Origin of the sequence: Mesorhizobium sp. M1227 (genome assembly GCF_040318315.1) — a bacterium.
Classification (GTDB): domain Bacteria; phylum Pseudomonadota; class Alphaproteobacteria; order Rhizobiales; family Rhizobiaceae; genus Mesorhizobium.
Map to the genome: position 1 here is coordinate 174,153 of NZ_JAMYLZ010000002.1, position 13,377 is coordinate 187,529.

At 63.0% G+C, this 13,377-nt stretch carries 16 protein-coding genes; 7 read left to right on the plus strand and 9 right to left on the minus strand.

The window, feature by feature from the left end:
* Positions 1 to 20 precede the first annotated feature (20 nt).
* A complete protein-coding gene (locus tag NKH28_RS04070) occupies positions 21 to 1,241 on the plus strand; it encodes an AI-2E family transporter (RefSeq protein WP_352472037.1) in 1,221 nt (406 codons plus the stop codon).
* On the opposite strand, the gene NKH28_RS04075 is transcribed toward NKH28_RS04070, so the two are convergent.
* From NKH28_RS04075 to NKH28_RS04085, 3 genes are all read right to left on the minus strand, one after another.
* The gene (locus tag NKH28_RS04075; protein ID WP_352977906.1) at positions 1,229 to 2,125 is read right to left on the minus strand and encodes a DMT family transporter; all 897 of its coding nucleotides are present in this window, start codon (positions 2,123 to 2,125) and stop codon (positions 1,229 to 1,231) included. The two genes, NKH28_RS04070 and NKH28_RS04075, sit on opposite strands and share 13 nt — an antisense overlap.
* Positions 2,126 to 2,247: 122 nt before the next feature.
* The gene (locus tag NKH28_RS04080; protein WP_352472035.1) at positions 2,248 to 3,012 is read right to left on the minus strand and encodes an arginyltransferase; all 765 of its coding nucleotides are present in this window, start codon (positions 3,010 to 3,012) and stop codon (positions 2,248 to 2,250) included.
* Between the two features lie 139 nt (positions 3,013 to 3,151).
* Complete coding sequence (locus tag NKH28_RS04085) at positions 3,152 to 3,622, minus strand: RDD family protein (protein WP_352472034.1); 471 nt, start codon at positions 3,620 to 3,622, stop codon at positions 3,152 to 3,154.
* Positions 3,623 to 3,832: 210 nt separating this feature from the next.
* On the opposite strand from NKH28_RS04085, the gene sthA reads away from it, so the two are divergent.
* On the plus strand, positions 3,833 to 5,221 hold the full coding sequence (gene sthA / locus NKH28_RS04090) for a Si-specific NAD(P)(+) transhydrogenase (protein WP_352472033.1): 1,389 nt from the start codon (positions 3,833 to 3,835) through the stop codon (positions 5,219 to 5,221).
* A gap of 9 nt (positions 5,222 to 5,230) precedes the next feature.
* Here the strand turns inward: sthA and NKH28_RS04095 are convergent, their stop codons facing one another.
* Positions 5,231 to 5,905 (minus strand): alpha/beta hydrolase, encoded by a 675-nt coding sequence (locus tag NKH28_RS04095; RefSeq protein ID WP_352977908.1) that lies wholly within the window; start codon positions 5,903 to 5,905, stop codon positions 5,231 to 5,233.
* Between the two features lie 215 nt (positions 5,906 to 6,120).
* Between NKH28_RS04095 and NKH28_RS04100 the strand changes: the two genes are divergently transcribed.
* A complete protein-coding gene (locus NKH28_RS04100) occupies positions 6,121 to 7,296 on the plus strand; it encodes an OpgC family protein (protein ID WP_352977910.1) in 1,176 nt (391 codons plus the stop codon).
* Positions 7,297 to 7,319: 23 nt separating this feature from the next.
* Here NKH28_RS04100 and NKH28_RS04105 read toward each other — a convergent pair whose 3' ends face one another.
* Entirely contained in the window at positions 7,320 to 8,402 is a 1,083-nt protein-coding gene (locus tag NKH28_RS04105) for a LacI family DNA-binding transcriptional regulator (RefSeq protein ID WP_352682066.1), read from the minus strand.
* Positions 8,403 to 8,563: 161 nt separating this feature from the next.
* Here NKH28_RS04105 and NKH28_RS04110 point away from each other — a divergent pair, with 161 nt between their 5' ends.
* Both NKH28_RS04110 and NKH28_RS04115 read left to right on the plus strand, forming a co-directional pair.
* On the plus strand, positions 8,564 to 8,707 hold the full coding sequence (locus tag NKH28_RS04110) for a hypothetical protein (RefSeq protein WP_352472030.1): 144 nt from the start codon (positions 8,564 to 8,566) through the stop codon (positions 8,705 to 8,707).
* A 57-nt stretch (positions 8,708 to 8,764) separates the two neighbouring features.
* A complete protein-coding gene (locus NKH28_RS04115) occupies positions 8,765 to 8,908 on the plus strand; it encodes a hypothetical protein (RefSeq protein WP_352472029.1) in 144 nt (47 codons plus the stop codon).
* Positions 8,909 to 8,934: 26 nt separating this feature from the next.
* Here the strand turns inward: NKH28_RS04115 and NKH28_RS04120 are convergent, their stop codons facing one another.
* Positions 8,935 to 9,303, minus strand: a complete 369-nt coding sequence (locus NKH28_RS04120; RefSeq protein WP_352472028.1) for a DUF423 domain-containing protein — start codon at positions 9,301 to 9,303, stop codon at positions 8,935 to 8,937.
* Positions 9,304 to 9,356: 53 nt separating this feature from the next.
* Entirely contained in the window at positions 9,357 to 10,607 is a 1,251-nt protein-coding gene (locus NKH28_RS04125; protein ID WP_352977913.1) for a multidrug efflux MFS transporter, read from the minus strand.
* A 196-nt stretch (positions 10,608 to 10,803) separates the two neighbouring features.
* Between NKH28_RS04125 and NKH28_RS04130 the strand changes: the two genes are divergently transcribed.
* Both NKH28_RS04130 and NKH28_RS04135 read left to right on the plus strand, forming a co-directional pair.
* The gene (locus NKH28_RS04130) at positions 10,804 to 11,466 is read left to right on the plus strand and encodes a GntR family transcriptional regulator (RefSeq protein WP_352472024.1); all 663 of its coding nucleotides are present in this window, start codon (positions 10,804 to 10,806) and stop codon (positions 11,464 to 11,466) included.
* Positions 11,467 to 11,562: 96 nt separating this feature from the next.
* The gene (locus NKH28_RS04135) at positions 11,563 to 11,820 is read left to right on the plus strand and encodes a DUF982 domain-containing protein (RefSeq protein WP_023674477.1); all 258 of its coding nucleotides are present in this window, start codon (positions 11,563 to 11,565) and stop codon (positions 11,818 to 11,820) included.
* A gap of 51 nt (positions 11,821 to 11,871) precedes the next feature.
* On the opposite strand, the gene NKH28_RS04140 is transcribed toward NKH28_RS04135, so the two are convergent.
* Both NKH28_RS04140 and NKH28_RS04145 read right to left on the minus strand, forming a co-directional pair.
* Positions 11,872 to 12,030, minus strand: coding sequence for a hypothetical protein (locus NKH28_RS04140; RefSeq protein ID WP_254817539.1), 159 nt, complete (start codon positions 12,028 to 12,030; stop codon positions 11,872 to 11,874).
* 113 nt (positions 12,031 to 12,143) lie between these two features.
* Positions 12,144 to 13,187 (minus strand): aldo/keto reductase, encoded by a 1,044-nt coding sequence (locus tag NKH28_RS04145; protein ID WP_352977914.1) that lies wholly within the window; start codon positions 13,185 to 13,187, stop codon positions 12,144 to 12,146.
* Positions 13,188 to 13,377: the final 190 nt, after the last annotated feature.

Below are 13,377 nucleotides of genomic sequence, written 5' to 3' on the forward strand. Positions count from 1 at the left end.
GGCCAGGGAGAGGTAGCCGCTTGAAGGAAGTCAGGATCCAGAAGCCGGAGCGGCAGCAGCGTCTGTTTGGCCTGTCGACGCCGCTCAGGGCCGCTGTCATTCCGCCGCTGTCGGCGGCGCGCTGGCTCCTGGTGCTGATCGTCGCCGCCGGCGTATATTTTTTCCACGGCTTCCTGTTCCCGGTCCTTGCCGCCCTGGTTATCGCTTTCGCCAGTTGGCCGCTCTATCGGCGGCTGCTCGCAGGCGTCGGCGGCAACCGCACGATTGCCGCTACGCTTGCGATCCTGTTCATCCTGACCTTCCTGGTGGTGCCGATCGCGCTTGCCGGCACCTACGCCATCAACGAGGTGCGCGAATGGGTCGGCTGGGCTATCGAGACCAACCGCTACGGCGCGCCGACGCCGCACTGGATCGCCACGCTGCCTGTAGTAGGCGAATGGCTCAATGAACAGTGGACGGTCAACGTTGGCCATCCAGGCGGTATCGGCGAACTGATCCAGCTGATCAGCGGCGCCAATATCGGCAGCATCTATCGCGGCGCGCTTGCCGCCGGCGGCAGCGCCTTCGGACTTTTGCTGACGCTGCTGTTCATGATGATCGCATTGTTCTTTGCCTATCGCGACGGCGAGCATTTCGCCGGGCAGGTCGATCGCCTCGGCGAACGCATCCTGCCGGCCCGATGGGAACGGATCTCACGCGTGGTGCCGGCGACGATCTCGTCGACGGTTACCGGTATGACCGTTATCGCCATCGGCGAAGGACTGGTGCTGGGCATCGCTTACTGGTTGGCCGGCGTACCGTCGCCGGTGACGCTCGGCGCGCTGACCGGCATCATGGCGCTTATCCCCGGCGGCGCGCCGCTGTCGTTCACGCTGGTCTCGATCTATCTCGCCGCCAGCGGCTCGCCGATGGCGGGGCTGGCGCTGTTCGTCTGGGGCGCGGTCGAACTCTTCATCGTCGACAAGACATTGCGCCCGAAGCTGGTCGGCGGGCCGATAAAGCTGCCCTTCCTGCCAACCTTTTTCGGCCTGATCGGCGGCGTCAAGACAATGGGTTTTCTCGGCCTGTTCATCGGCCCGGTGCTGATGGCCCTGCTGGTCGCAATCTGGCGCGAATGGCTGCGCGAGGTGGAACTGACCGATGAACTCGCTGCCGCCGAACCGGCGGAGCAGGAAGATGCACCGCCGCAGATTGAAATTGTTGCCGAACGCGCCGCCGCGAAAAAGAATCAGGCCGGGTGACTGACGGCGAACGTGGCGCGGCGCTTGCGCCCGTCGTGCAACTGCCAGAGCGAATGGCCGATCAAGGTCATGATGAGGATCGCGCCGCCGATCAGGCTGTTGCGCGTCGGTGTTTCGGCGAAGATCATCCACACCCAGACCGGCGCCAGCACGGTTTCAAGCAGGTAGAACATCGCCACCTCCGGCCCGGAGATGTATTTCGGGCCGTTGGCGAGGCAGAAGAACGAGATCGGCATGATGACGGCACCGTTGAAGACGATCCACCATGGCGCGTTGACGTGAAAACCCACCTTGGAAACCATCAGGGTGGCGACGGCCAGCGGCAGGACCACTCCGATCAGCGCCGTGAAACCCATATCCTTGCCGCTGGCGCGCGAGATGGTGATGGCCGCGGCGATCATGAAAGCCGAGCATAGCGCCATCAGGTCGCCGAAGAGATGTCCGGTTCCAACGGAATCGCCGACAATGATCGTCACGCCGACGATCATAAGTGCCAGCGCTGCAAGCGTCAGGGGCCGTGGCCTCTCCTTCAGGAACAGCCATGACAAAAGGGCCGCGAACATGGTTGTGAACGCCAGGATGAAAACGAGGTTGGCTGTCGAGGTATTGTAGACACCGGTGATGAAGGCGATCGAGCCGAGCCCGTAGAGGCCGGCAACGATGAGCCCTGACCAGCCCGGCACAAGCTGCGGTGCCTTTGCGCTCAGCGATCGCCAGGCGGCCCAGATGATAAGCGTGGCGACGAAGGTCGTGCCGGTGCGCAACAGCAGGATCGTCCACGCCTCGCCGTCGGCGAGCCGGATCAGCGGAATGTCGACGGTCAGCGTCAGCCCGCCGGTGGCGGTGATCAGAAGGCCTCTCTGGTGGTCGTTGTGGGAAGACATGCGGCAATTCTCGCGTAGGCTTGGAGGCGCAAAATTGACCCGCCCGGTTTCCCAGCCGATCGGCCGGAAGCCCAGCGGCATCCTCCTCGAAACAATTTAAGAGTGAATACCGAAAGCGAAGATCAGCGCGAAACCGCTTCGTGATTGTAGCGTTCCCAGCCTTTCGGGCCGAGATGCTCCTGCGGCTGGAAGCGCATCTTATAATTCATCTTGCGCGAGCCGTTGACCCAGTAACCCAGGTAGACATGGGGCAGGCCCATCGCCCTGGCGCGGGCGATGTGATCGAGGATCATGAAGGTGCCGAGCGAACGGTCCTCGAAGTCCGGGTTGAAGTAGGAATAGACCATCGACAGGCCATCGGCCATCTTGTCGGTAAGCGCCACGGCGATCAGTTCGCCCTGGCCCTTGCCGGTAATGAAGCTGTCAGGTCCGCGGCGACGGTATTCGATGACCTTGGTGTCGACATGGGTATCCTCGACCATCATGGCGTAGTCGAGCACGGTCATGTCAGACATGCCGCCACGGCGGTGGCGGACGTCGAGATAGCTGCGGAACAGCGAATACTGTTCGGTGGAGGGTTCGGCGTCGTGCATGGCGCCGACCAGATCCGAATTATGCTGTATGACCCGTTTCATGTTGCGGCTGGCGGTGAATTCCTGCGCCAGGATGCGCACGGACACACAGGCGCGGCAGGTCTCGCAGGCCGGCCTGTAGGCGATGTTCTGCGAGCGCCTGAAACCGCCCTGCGTCAACAGATCGTTCATCTCGGGGGCCTTGTCGCCGACCAAGTGTGTGAACACCTTGCGCTCGAACTGGCCCTCGAGATAGGGACATGGCGAGGGCGCGGTCAGAAAGAACTGCGGCGACTGGGTCGGGTGCTGCGTCATCGAGCCTTGGAAATACTCCTGCGAATCGCTCTACCTTTGGCGCGGACGCCGAAAAATTCAACAGGAATTGTGAAAGCCTGGTTGATTGGACGTCTTCACATTTGTGAGCAAAGGCTGCGGCCGCGCTTCAAAAGTCTGCTCAGCGGCCACTGCGGCTGACAACGGTGCCGAGCAGCAGGTCGTGCAGCGTGCGCTTGCGGTCGGAAAACAGGCTCACCAGCAGGACCAGCGGCGAAAGGATGACATTACCGGCCCAAAACAGCACCGAATGCACGACGGCGGTCAGCCCGTCGATGCGGCTGCCGTCGAGTCGGTCGAGCCGGATGCCCATCATCTTCATGCCGGTGGTGGCCTGGTCTTTACTGCCGAGCGTGTTCCAGATGTAGAGGATGGCGACGGTCGGCACGAGAATGGAAAACAGCATCCAGCCGAGGCCGAGCGTCAACAGCCCGAACAGGAACACCAGGATCGCGAATGGAATGGTGAGCAGCGCGACGATGAAATAGTCGATGACGAAAGCGAGAATGCGCCGCGTGCGCACGCCCTCATAAGAGCGGACATCTTCGAGCCTGCTGGTGATGATTTCGCCGTCGAGAACGCGAGCGTTCATGTCATTTCCTCGTAATCGAACCCGGGTTAATGCACGGGCCGCGTATTGATGAAATGGTGAAGGTTCGCGGCGGAATCAAGATCGAGCCTTTCGCCGCCGTGTAGATGGCGACAGAGCGCCTGGGGCCGTCTGACTTGTTGAATTCACGGCGCGGATAGCGTTAGTTTGCTGCGGCGCACAAAGCGCGCCGAGCCGAGGGGACGGGGCGACATGGACTACGACATGCTGGTCATCGGCAGCGGCCCATCCGGGCGCCGCGCCGCGGTGCAGTCGGCCAAGCTCGGCAAGTCGGTGCTGGTGGTCGACAGGGGCCGGCGTCTCGGCGGCGTTTCGGTGCATACCGGCACTATACCGTCGAAGACGTTGCGCGAGACGGTGCTCAACCTCTCCGGCTGGCGCGAGCGCGGCTTTTATGGACGCGGCTACCGCGTCAAGCAGGACATTTCGGTCGGCGATCTGGTCGAGCGCCTGCACAAGACGCTCGACCATGAGGTCGAGGTGCTGCAGCACCAGTTCATGCGCAACACGGTCAAGAGTGCGCGCGCCGCGGTAAAATTCCTGGGCCCCAACAAGGTCAGCCTGACCACCGACACCGGCGACTACAGCGAGGTTGGCTTCGCCCATGCGCTGATCGCGGTCGGCACCCGGCCGCACCGGCCGCGCGACGTGCCGTTCGACAAGACACGGATCTTCGACAGCGACGAGATGCTGGAGCTCGATCGGCTACCGCGCACGCTGACGGTGATCGGCGCCGGCGTCATCGGCGTCGAATATGCGACAATCTTTTCGGCACTCGACGTTCCGGTGACACTGGTCGAGCCGCGCAACACGATGTTGGATTTCGTCGACCGCGAGATCGTCGACGACTTCATCCATCAGATGCGCGACCGCGGCATGACCATCCGATTGGGCAGTGCCGTCAAGGAGATCGCCTCGAAACCCGACTATGCTGAGGTGACGCTGGCCGACGGCCGCACCATACGTTCCGAGATCGTGCTTTATGCCGCGGGACGCACCGGCAATGTCGGCAATTTAGGGCTCGACGCCGTCGGCATCGAGGCTGATTCGCGAGGCCGCATCAAGGTCGATCCGCAGACCTTCCAGACCAGCGCGCCCAACATCTATGCCGCCGGCGATGTCATCGGCTTTCCGAGCCTGGCATCGACCTCGATGGAGCAGGGCAGGGTGGCCGCCTGCCATGCCTTCGGCGTGCCCTTGCCGCCCCCGCCCGAAACCTTTCCCTACGGCATCTACGCCGTGCCGGAAATCTCCACCGTCGGGCAATCCGAGGAGCAGGTGCGCGAGAGTGGTGCCGCCTACGAGGTCGGCGTGGCGCGGTTCCGCGAGACATCGCGCGGCCACATAATGGGCGTCAACACCGGGTTCCTGAAGCTTCTGTTCTCGATCGAAACACGCCGTCTGCTCGGCGCCCATATTGTCGGCGAGGGCGCGACCGAACTCATCCACATCGGCCAGGCGGTCATCAATCTCGGCGGCACCGTCGACTTCTTCGTCAACAACACCTTCAACTATCCGACGCTGGCCGAAGCCTACAAGATCGCCGGGCTGGACGCCTGGAACCGCATGGGGCGAGGGTAGCTTCGGGGCTCATCGATCCGACGCTGCAACGGCGACCGCAGGATCCGCCAGCCATTGCCTGACGATGTCGGCGTCCGGATCGCCAATTTCATGGCCGGAGGCAATGGTGTGGGTTTCGACCTTGGCGCCATGCGAGTTCAGTACAGCGGCCAGCACCGGCGCGAATGGCGCGTAGGTCAGGTCGGCGGCGCCGGCAACGATCAGAGCCCGCGCCTTCGACAGGTCGGCCGGCGGCACCTCGTCGAGCACCGGCATCGGACGCAGCAATGCAGCGCGCTCGATCACGCCCGGATGCAGCAGCATGACGCTTGAAACCAAATTGGCGCCGTTCGAATAGCCGAGAAAGGTCGCGCGGCGGAGATCGAGGCTGTGGCGCTTCGCGACGCCGGCGACGAAGCCTGCAAACGCATCTGCCTCCGCGCGGACACTTGCCTGCTCGAATCGCGTCGGGTTGATTCGCGTGAACCAGCGGAAACCGTCCTCCTGAGGGATGCGGCCACGGACCGTAACCAGCGCCGCATGCGGCGCGATTTGCCGACCAAGCGGCAGCAAGGTCGTCTCGTCGACACCCGATCCATGCAACAGGAACAGCCAGTCACCGGGTAAATTGGCGGATCGATGGAGCCGGTAGAAAAAGCCTGAATTCTCCTGCAAAATACCGTCTTCGAGGCTTTGCTCGGCCATAGGCACATCCTTTTGATTCCGCGTTACTTTCGTTAATTTGCCGGCTTCAAAACGGAATATTTTCAAGCTCCGCGAAAGTTGATTGAACCGGGCGCATTTCAGTCCGTTTCTTTGCCCATATAATCCCCGCGGGGGGATCGAAGCAGTGTGCGCCGGGTGGTCGCCCGAGTGATCGCATGCCGGGCATAAACAACCAGCTTTAAGGCCTTTTATCGATGACCATGCCAGTTTCGCCGGAACGCGATACGCGTATTGACGTGTTCCGGGCTCTCGCCCTCCTGACCATATTCATCGACCACGTGCCGGGCACCGTTTTCGAAACCCTGACCTACAAGAATTTCGGGTTTTCCGATGCGGCCGAGGCCTTCGTGCTGATCTCCGGCATGTCCGTCGCTCTCGCCTACGGCACTAAGTTCCAGCCGGGAAACCGGCTGATTGCAACGCTGAAAATGTGGCGCCGCGCCGGCGTGCTCTACGTCACCCACATCGTCACGACGATGGTGGTCATGGCCATCTTCTGCGCGGCGGCGGTGTTTGCGAAACGGCCGGACCTTCTGACGCTGATCAACATCGAGCCGCTCGTCAGGAACCCGCCACAAGTCCTGGTCGGCATCGTCACGCTCGGCCATCAGCTCGGTTACAACAACATACTGCCGGTCTATGCGGCGCTGCTGTTGATGGCGCCGGTCTTCCTGCTGTTCATCAGCTACCGGCCACTGGCGGCGCTTGCTGTGTCCGCAGCCCTTTGGCTGATTGCCGGAATCTACCAGATCGCGCCGCCGAACTACCCGGAGCCCGGCTTCTGGTTCCTCAATCCGCTGTCATGGCAATTGCTGTTCAATATCGGCATGGCCAGCGTGTTGCATGTGCGGCGCGGCGGCACCATCCCGGTCAATCGCTGGCTGGTCGGCGCGGCCGCCGCCTATGTGCTGACGGCGCTCGTCTGGGTGCACAGCCCGCTGTGGGGGCATGTGTCGTGGCTCGACCTGCCGGTGGTGCTGACCGGTTTCGACAAGACGTTCCTGTCGTTGCCGCGACTGCTGCACATCCTGGCGATGAGCTACCTGGTTGTCGCCTTGCCTTTCGTCTCGAACCTGTTCCGCACCGGCCGCGACAATCCGCTCGCCATATTGGGCAAACGCTCGCTGCCGGTTTTCATTGCCGGCACGGTGATTGCCATGGCGGCGCAGGTGATGAAGCTGGTCAACCCGGGCGGCTTTGCCTATGACAGTCTGCTGCTCGCCGCCGGCATCGCCATGCAGTTCGCGCTCGCCTTCTATCTGGAATGGCTGTCCGCTATCGGCTGGTCCGGCAAGGGCAAGCCGGTCCGCAATGAGGCGCCGCCTGTCCGTCCATCCTTTGGCATCGGTCCCATGGCGGCCAACAGGTAAGATTTGGAGCCGATCTGCCCCAGTCAGCCTGTACTTGGCGGCGGTCCGGAAGATGCCCTGACGACAAGTTCGACGTCGAGCGTTTCTCGCCGCACGGTGCCGTCGAAGTCGAGGATTCTTCGCGCTGCCCGGCGGCCGATCTCGGCGATCGGCTGGGCGATGGTGGTGAGCGGAGGCTCGCAAGTTGCGGCTTCAGGCACGCCGTCGAAGCCGACGACGGAAATATCGCGGGGAACCGCGATGCCCCGTGCGTTGAGCCATTCCAATGCCACCATCGCGATCCGGTCCGACATCGCCAGGATGGCGGTCGGCGGTTCCGCCGAGGCGAAGATGGTTTCGAGACCGGCCCTTGTGCTCGCCTTATCGTTTTCCGTCTCGTAGACCGGCACCTTGGCGGTGTCGACACCAAACCGGGAAAGCTCTTCGAAATAGCCGAGGAGGCGGTCACGGGTTCCGGTATAGACTGCGGTCCGGACCTGCTCGGGCGAGACAAGACCGGTGCTGTCGTCGGCGAAGGCCAGCGACAGCACGGCGAAGCGGCGATGTCCAAGTTCCGCCAGATGGCGCGCCGCGAGCCGGCCGCCGGCAACATTGTCGATACTGATCGCCGAGACCGTCTCGTCCTGCGAGCCGAGCTCGAGCGCGACGAAGGGGAGCTTTCGTTCGCGCGTCAGCTCAACGAGACGCGGACCGCCCTCGATGCAGAAAAGGATGAAGCCGTCCACGAGGGCGCTCTGGATATTCCAGGCAAGTTTTTCCTCGTTGCCAGCCGACACGAGGGCTATCCCCGCGCCGGTGGCGTCGCAGGCTTCCGAGATGCCGGCCATCATCACGCGGGCAAACGGGTCGTCGAAGAAATAGGACAGCGGCTCGGTTGTGGCGACGCCGATTGCATTGACCTTGCCGGCGCGCAGCAGCCGGCCCTTGGGATCCGGGCCGGCATAGCCCAGCGCCTCGGCCGCCGCCTTGACCCGCTCGCGGACTTCCTCGCGCACGATTTCGGGACGGCTGAAGGCATTGGAGGCAGTGCCGTGCGATACGCCCGCGGCTTTGGCGATGTCCGCCAGCCGGATGGGCCTCCTGCTGCCCTCGGTGGGTGATGTCATTTGTTCGTCTCCAGGACTCCTGTCCGACAGTAGTGCCGATTACTAACATCTTCCTTGGATCGATTCAAATTTTGCTTGACATTTGTGCTGTGACGCATATTCTTGAATCGATCCAAGAGCGGTTTTGCCCGCAGACTGGATCGATACAAGAGGAGAGTGCCATGCACCCCGTCAATTATCTGTTCGAGGACATTTACCGGAACGACTGGAGCATCCGCTCGAGCGCGGAGGCCCGCAAGGGGCGCGACAGGACCGGTCCGTGGATTCGCGACCTGCGTTTCCTCGTAGGACGCAAGCGGAGCTGATCGGCGGCCTATTTTTTGTGCCCGCTGATTGGATCGATTCAAAAAGGAGATTAAGCCATGCACCCGATCAAGCATCTGTTCGAAGACATCTATCGCAATTATTGGGGCATATCGCCGGCCACCGAACGGCCGGAGCGGCGGCGTGTGGTCAAAACGGCCAAACGCGACGGCCAAGTCCGGCCCGAACGTCGCCAAGACTGACAGAACCGGCGAACCTGGCTGCCGCGTCAAGGGCGCGGCCGCACCAGCGCCGAGGCGGCCATCATCAGCCAGCCGCCGATGAGCAACGTGCCGCCGATCGGCGCCGACATCGGGAACAGCCGCGAGCCAAGGAAGTCGCGGGCCAAAAGATCTCCCGAGAACAGCAGAAGCCCGACGAGAAGGATGAGGCTTCCGGTTCGCAGGATGCTATTGCCACCGAGCAGCCCGACGGCAAGGAAGACCGGCGCATGCAAGAGCAGGAAGGATGCGGCCGTACCGACGAAAGCGCCGCCGAGATGCGCCGCCGCCGCCGAAAGCGCCACGCCAGCCGCGCCGCATAGGCCGCCGGCAAAAACCAGAATGCGGCCGCCTGCCGCGTGTTCATCCGTGCTCATGTCCACGCCTCCGTGATTCCTAGCGACCGCCTGAGATAGTGCTGCGAACCGTGTCAGGATTTGCCGGCTTCCGCCAGCATGTCGCGCTCGCGGCGCGACTGGACCAGCCAGTTATAGGCCGCTCCGCCCGCCATCAGAATGGATGTGCCGAGAAACACCGAGCGCATACCGAAATGGCCGCCGGCGAAGCCGCCGAGCAATGGTCCGGCGACCTGCCCGACATATTGCGCCGAGATCGACAAGCCAAGCACATTGCCGCCGACCCCGTCGGGCACATTGTGGCGGATGACGCTGGTGATGCAGGGCAAAAGACCGCCAAGCGCCAGGCCCATCAGGAAACGCAGGACGACGAGTTGCCAGCCCTGGGTAACGAAGGCCTGCGGGATCAGCAGCAGCGCCGAGACGGCGAGTGCGGCAACGATCACGTTCCAGTGGCCGATACGGTCGGCGAGCTTGCCGAGCCGTGACGCCGACAGGATGGCGCCGAGCGCTGCCGCGGACATGACGATGCCGGAGACCAGCGTGACCTGGCTCTGATCTTCGATGAGCTGCTGGACATAGACGGTGATGATCGGCTCGATCGACATGGTGGCGAAACTCAACAGCATGCCGGTCGCGAGCATGGCGACGACGGGGCGCTTGTCGGGAATCTGCGACCAGCTGTCTTTCACTTTTTCTTCTGACGCGGGCTTGGCGGCAACCGGGCGAGGCGCCTCCTTGATCAGCAAGGTGGTTGCCAGAAAAGCCAGGAAAATGACGCCGCCGGCGAGCAGGAATGTGGCGCGGATGCCAATCAGCGGCGGCAGCGCGCCGCCAAGCAGCGGACCGACCAGGGCACCGGCGGTGATACCGGCCGACAGCACGCCCAGCGCCCAGCCGGAGCGATCCTTCGGCGTCTGCATGGCAACCAGGATGGTCGAACCCGAAGAATAGCCGCCGGCAAAGCCGATCAGCAGGCGCAAGAGCACCAATTGCCAGACAGTCTGCACCATGCCGGTCAGCGACATGCACAGCGCCATGCCGAAACTGGCGCGCACCAGCATCAGTTTGCGGCCGTAACGGTCGCCTAGCCGCCCCCACAGGGGCGCGACCAGCGCGGCGGCAAGGAAGGTGGCGCCGTAGGCGACGCCCGACCACTGCACGATCGCCGCATGGCCCTCTGCGCCCAGCTGCTCGACGTAAAGCGGCAGGAAGGGCAACAGCAGCGTCATCGCTACAAGCGTGCTGAACGAGCCGGCAAAACACACGGCGAGATTGCGGCGCCAGTGGACGTTGTGCGTGGCGCGGTTGGCGTCTTGCGGCATGTCTGTCCTGTCCGGCCAGCTTGCATGGAACTTGCTGTGGATACCAATTTGGGATACCAAGCTGGTATCTGTCATGAACGCAAGCCCCGTCGCTGTCAATGCGGGCCTCTCAAACATGATCGACAAAGGCCGGCGTGATCGGCCAACGCCGGCCAGTGACCCGATTGCCGGAACGAATGACCTGAACGGAACGCCAATGTCGCAGATGCAGAACGTCGAAAAGCAGCTTCGCGAGATGATCCTCGGGCTCGAGATTGGTCCCGGCGAGCGGCTGACGGAGCGCTGGGTCGAAAGCCGCTTCGGCGCCTCGCGCACGCCGGTCAGGGCTGCGTTGCTGCGGCTCGAGACCGAAGGCCTGATCTGCCGCGACGGCCGCGGCTGGACGGTCTCGCCAATCAATCTTGCCGAGCTGGAGCAGATCGCCGTCTATCGCGAGGCGGTCGAGGTCGCGGCAGTCAGGCTGACTTGCACCTTGCAGGACAGAAGTGCCGTCGAAATCATCGAGGCGATGCTCGATTCTTGCGACGACAAGACGCCGCGCGAGGAATGGCATCGCGTCGGCAGGGATTTTCATATCGAGCTGGCACGCCTGTCAGGCAACGAGTTCCTGTTCAGAGCGGTTCGCGATGCGATGACGCGCCTGTCGCGCGCCCGCTGGCTCGAGGTTCGCGACGAGGCAGCGCTCGGCCGCGCCTGGGCCGAACACCATGCCATTCTGTCGGCGGTGCGGGCCGGCGATGCCGATACCGCCGCCCGCCTGCTTTCGGCCCATATCATCGGCAGCCGCGACCGGCTGGTGACCTCGCTGCGCAACGACCGGCGCGGCCTGCGCGCCCGTGGATTTGCCGTCGTCGCTTGAGTGAGGATCGGCTGCCATTGATCACGAAAAGAGCAGATGAGCGAAGAATGCTACTTTCGGTCTCGCTTCGCAAATGCCGATGGCGTAAGAGCGGCGATGGAAAACAACCGATTTGACACACCCGTGACCGTCAAGGGCGCGGCGGGAAGCAATCAGCTCTTGCGTACGGCCCGCGAGGCTTCCGACTACCTCCTCAACAATTGGCCCGGCAAGCGCAGCCCCAAGCACCGCGAAGCGTTGCAAGCCTGTCATGATGCGCTGGCCGGCGACAAGCCGGCCATGAACGCAAGACGGGCCTTCATTGCCGCCGCTCGTGAAGTGAACGTCTTCGTCAGCGACAAGGCGCCTGCCTGAGGCATAGCGGGATTTGACCGAGGCCCGGCCCGCCTGGCAGCCCGGATATCATCACTCTGCCGTTTCGGTTTTGGTTTGGGACTCGCTCTCGCCCTCGGGCTTCGATCGCTCCTTGGCTGCGACCTTGGCAGCCTGCTTTTCCGCCTTCTTGGCAGCCTTCTGCCGGTCGCGTTCCTTGCGTTCCTGACCGTAGTTCGGTGCTCGTGCCATATCGTTTCCTTTCGTTGTGCTTGGCCTTTGCCTAGGAGCATTGGACCGCAAACACAACACCGCAAGGCACGATCGGGCTCCATATCTCGGCGCAGTCCGGAGAGCCCGGCTTTTCAGGCGCCGTCGCGGTCGAGAACGAGATCGGCCGGCCCGAACCGGTCCTTTGCCGTGAATTGCTGGTGCCAGTAGGGATAGAGCACGGGCGGCCTGCTGACCACATCGAGCCGTGTGCGCTCCTCATCGGCAAGCACAAGGCTTGCAGCGGCGATATTGTCTTTGAAATGGGCTTCGGTTCGTCCGCCGATCACCAGCGAACTGACAGCGGGCCGGCCGAGCAGCCACGCAAGCGCCACCTGCGCCGCCGACACGCCGTGATTATTGCCGATATCGATCAGCGTGTCGACGATCCGCCACAGCCGGTCCTCGTCGCGGATCGGCGGTTCCGACCAGCCGCTGAGCTGGCGGGCGGTCGGCTGGTCACGGTGGTATTTGCCGGACAGCAACCCGCCGGCAAGCGGGCTCCAGACCAGCACGCCGAGCCCCTGGTCGACCGAGATCGGCAACAATTCATACTCGGCCTCGCGCGCTTCCAACGTGTAATGGATCTGCTGGGTGACGAAGCGCGGCTGGTGATGACGGTCGCTGATCCCCAGCCCCTTCATCACTTGCCAGCCGGAATAATTGGAGCAGCCGACATAACGGACCTTGCCCTGCGCGACCAGCGTGTCGAGCGCGGTGATGGTTTCCTCAAGCGGTGTCAGGCCATCCCACTCGTGCAGGAAATAGATGTCGATGACATCCGTCCTGAGCCGCTTCAGGCTCCTCTCGCATTCGCGGATCAGATGGTAGCGCGACAGGCCTTCATCATTGGGGCCTTTGCCGATCCGCATGCGCGCCTTGGAGGCGATCAGCACGTCGCCCTTGCGCTTGCCGCCGAGCGCCTCGCCGATGATCTCTTCCGACACGCCGTTCGAATAGACGTTGGCGGTGTCGATGACATTGACGCCGGCATCGATGCAAAGGTCGATCATCCGGCGCGCCTCGTCGAGGTCGGTCTTGCCGACCGCCGAAAACGCGCCGCCGCCGCCGAACGTCATGGTGCCCATGGTCAGCGTTGAAACCTTCAGCCCGGAACGGCCGAGAGTGCGGTATTCCATGTCGTATCCTCACAATTTATCGGGAAAGGGCGTTGCAGACGACAGCCCTCAATGAACCAGCTATTTGTAGGATAATTCGTTCCGCTTGTCGCCCGTTCCGCAGGGCAAGCTCGATCACATCTTGCGGATTGAAACGCACAGCCAGCTCAGTAGTGGCTGCAATAGAACCGTCATTGCCGGCCTACACTAA

What these genes read in the sequence shown, in the direction of transcription:
- NKH28_RS04075 (WP_352977906.1), bottom strand. Translation starts at nt 2,125, where the DNA reads ATGTCTTCCCACAACGACCACCAGAGAGGCCTTCTGATCACCGCCACC.
- NKH28_RS04080 (WP_352472035.1), bottom strand. Translation starts at nt 3,012, where the DNA reads ATGACGCAGCACCCGACCCAGTCGCCGCAGTTCTTTCTGACCGCGCCC.
- NKH28_RS04085 (WP_352472034.1), bottom strand. Translation starts at nt 3,622, where the DNA reads ATGAACGCTCGCGTTCTCGACGGCGAAATCATCACCAGCAGGCTCGAA.
- sthA (WP_352472033.1), top strand. Translation starts at nt 3,833, where the DNA reads ATGGACTACGACATGCTGGTCATCGGCAGCGGCCCATCCGGGCGCCGC.
- NKH28_RS04095 (WP_352977908.1), bottom strand. Translation starts at nt 5,905, where the DNA reads ATGGCCGAGCAAAGCCTCGAAGACGGTATTTTGCAGGAGAATTCAGGC.
- NKH28_RS04100 (WP_352977910.1), top strand. Translation starts at nt 6,121, where the DNA reads ATGACCATGCCAGTTTCGCCGGAACGCGATACGCGTATTGACGTGTTC.
- NKH28_RS04105 (WP_352682066.1), bottom strand. Translation starts at nt 8,402, where the DNA reads ATGACATCACCCACCGAGGGCAGCAGGAGGCCCATCCGGCTGGCGGAC.
- NKH28_RS04110 (WP_352472030.1), top strand. Translation starts at nt 8,564, where the DNA reads ATGCACCCCGTCAATTATCTGTTCGAGGACATTTACCGGAACGACTGG.
- NKH28_RS04115 (WP_352472029.1), top strand. Translation starts at nt 8,765, where the DNA reads ATGCACCCGATCAAGCATCTGTTCGAAGACATCTATCGCAATTATTGG.
- NKH28_RS04120 (WP_352472028.1), bottom strand. Translation starts at nt 9,303, where the DNA reads ATGAGCACGGATGAACACGCGGCAGGCGGCCGCATTCTGGTTTTTGCC.
- NKH28_RS04125 (WP_352977913.1), bottom strand. Translation starts at nt 10,607, where the DNA reads ATGCCGCAAGACGCCAACCGCGCCACGCACAACGTCCACTGGCGCCGC.
- NKH28_RS04130 (WP_352472024.1), top strand. Translation starts at nt 10,804, where the DNA reads ATGTCGCAGATGCAGAACGTCGAAAAGCAGCTTCGCGAGATGATCCTC.
- NKH28_RS04135 (WP_023674477.1), top strand. Translation starts at nt 11,563, where the DNA reads ATGGAAAACAACCGATTTGACACACCCGTGACCGTCAAGGGCGCGGCG.
- NKH28_RS04140 (WP_254817539.1), bottom strand. Translation starts at nt 12,030, where the DNA reads ATGGCACGAGCACCGAACTACGGTCAGGAACGCAAGGAACGCGACCGG.
- NKH28_RS04145 (WP_352977914.1), bottom strand. Translation starts at nt 13,187, where the DNA reads ATGGAATACCGCACTCTCGGCCGTTCCGGGCTGAAGGTTTCAACGCTG.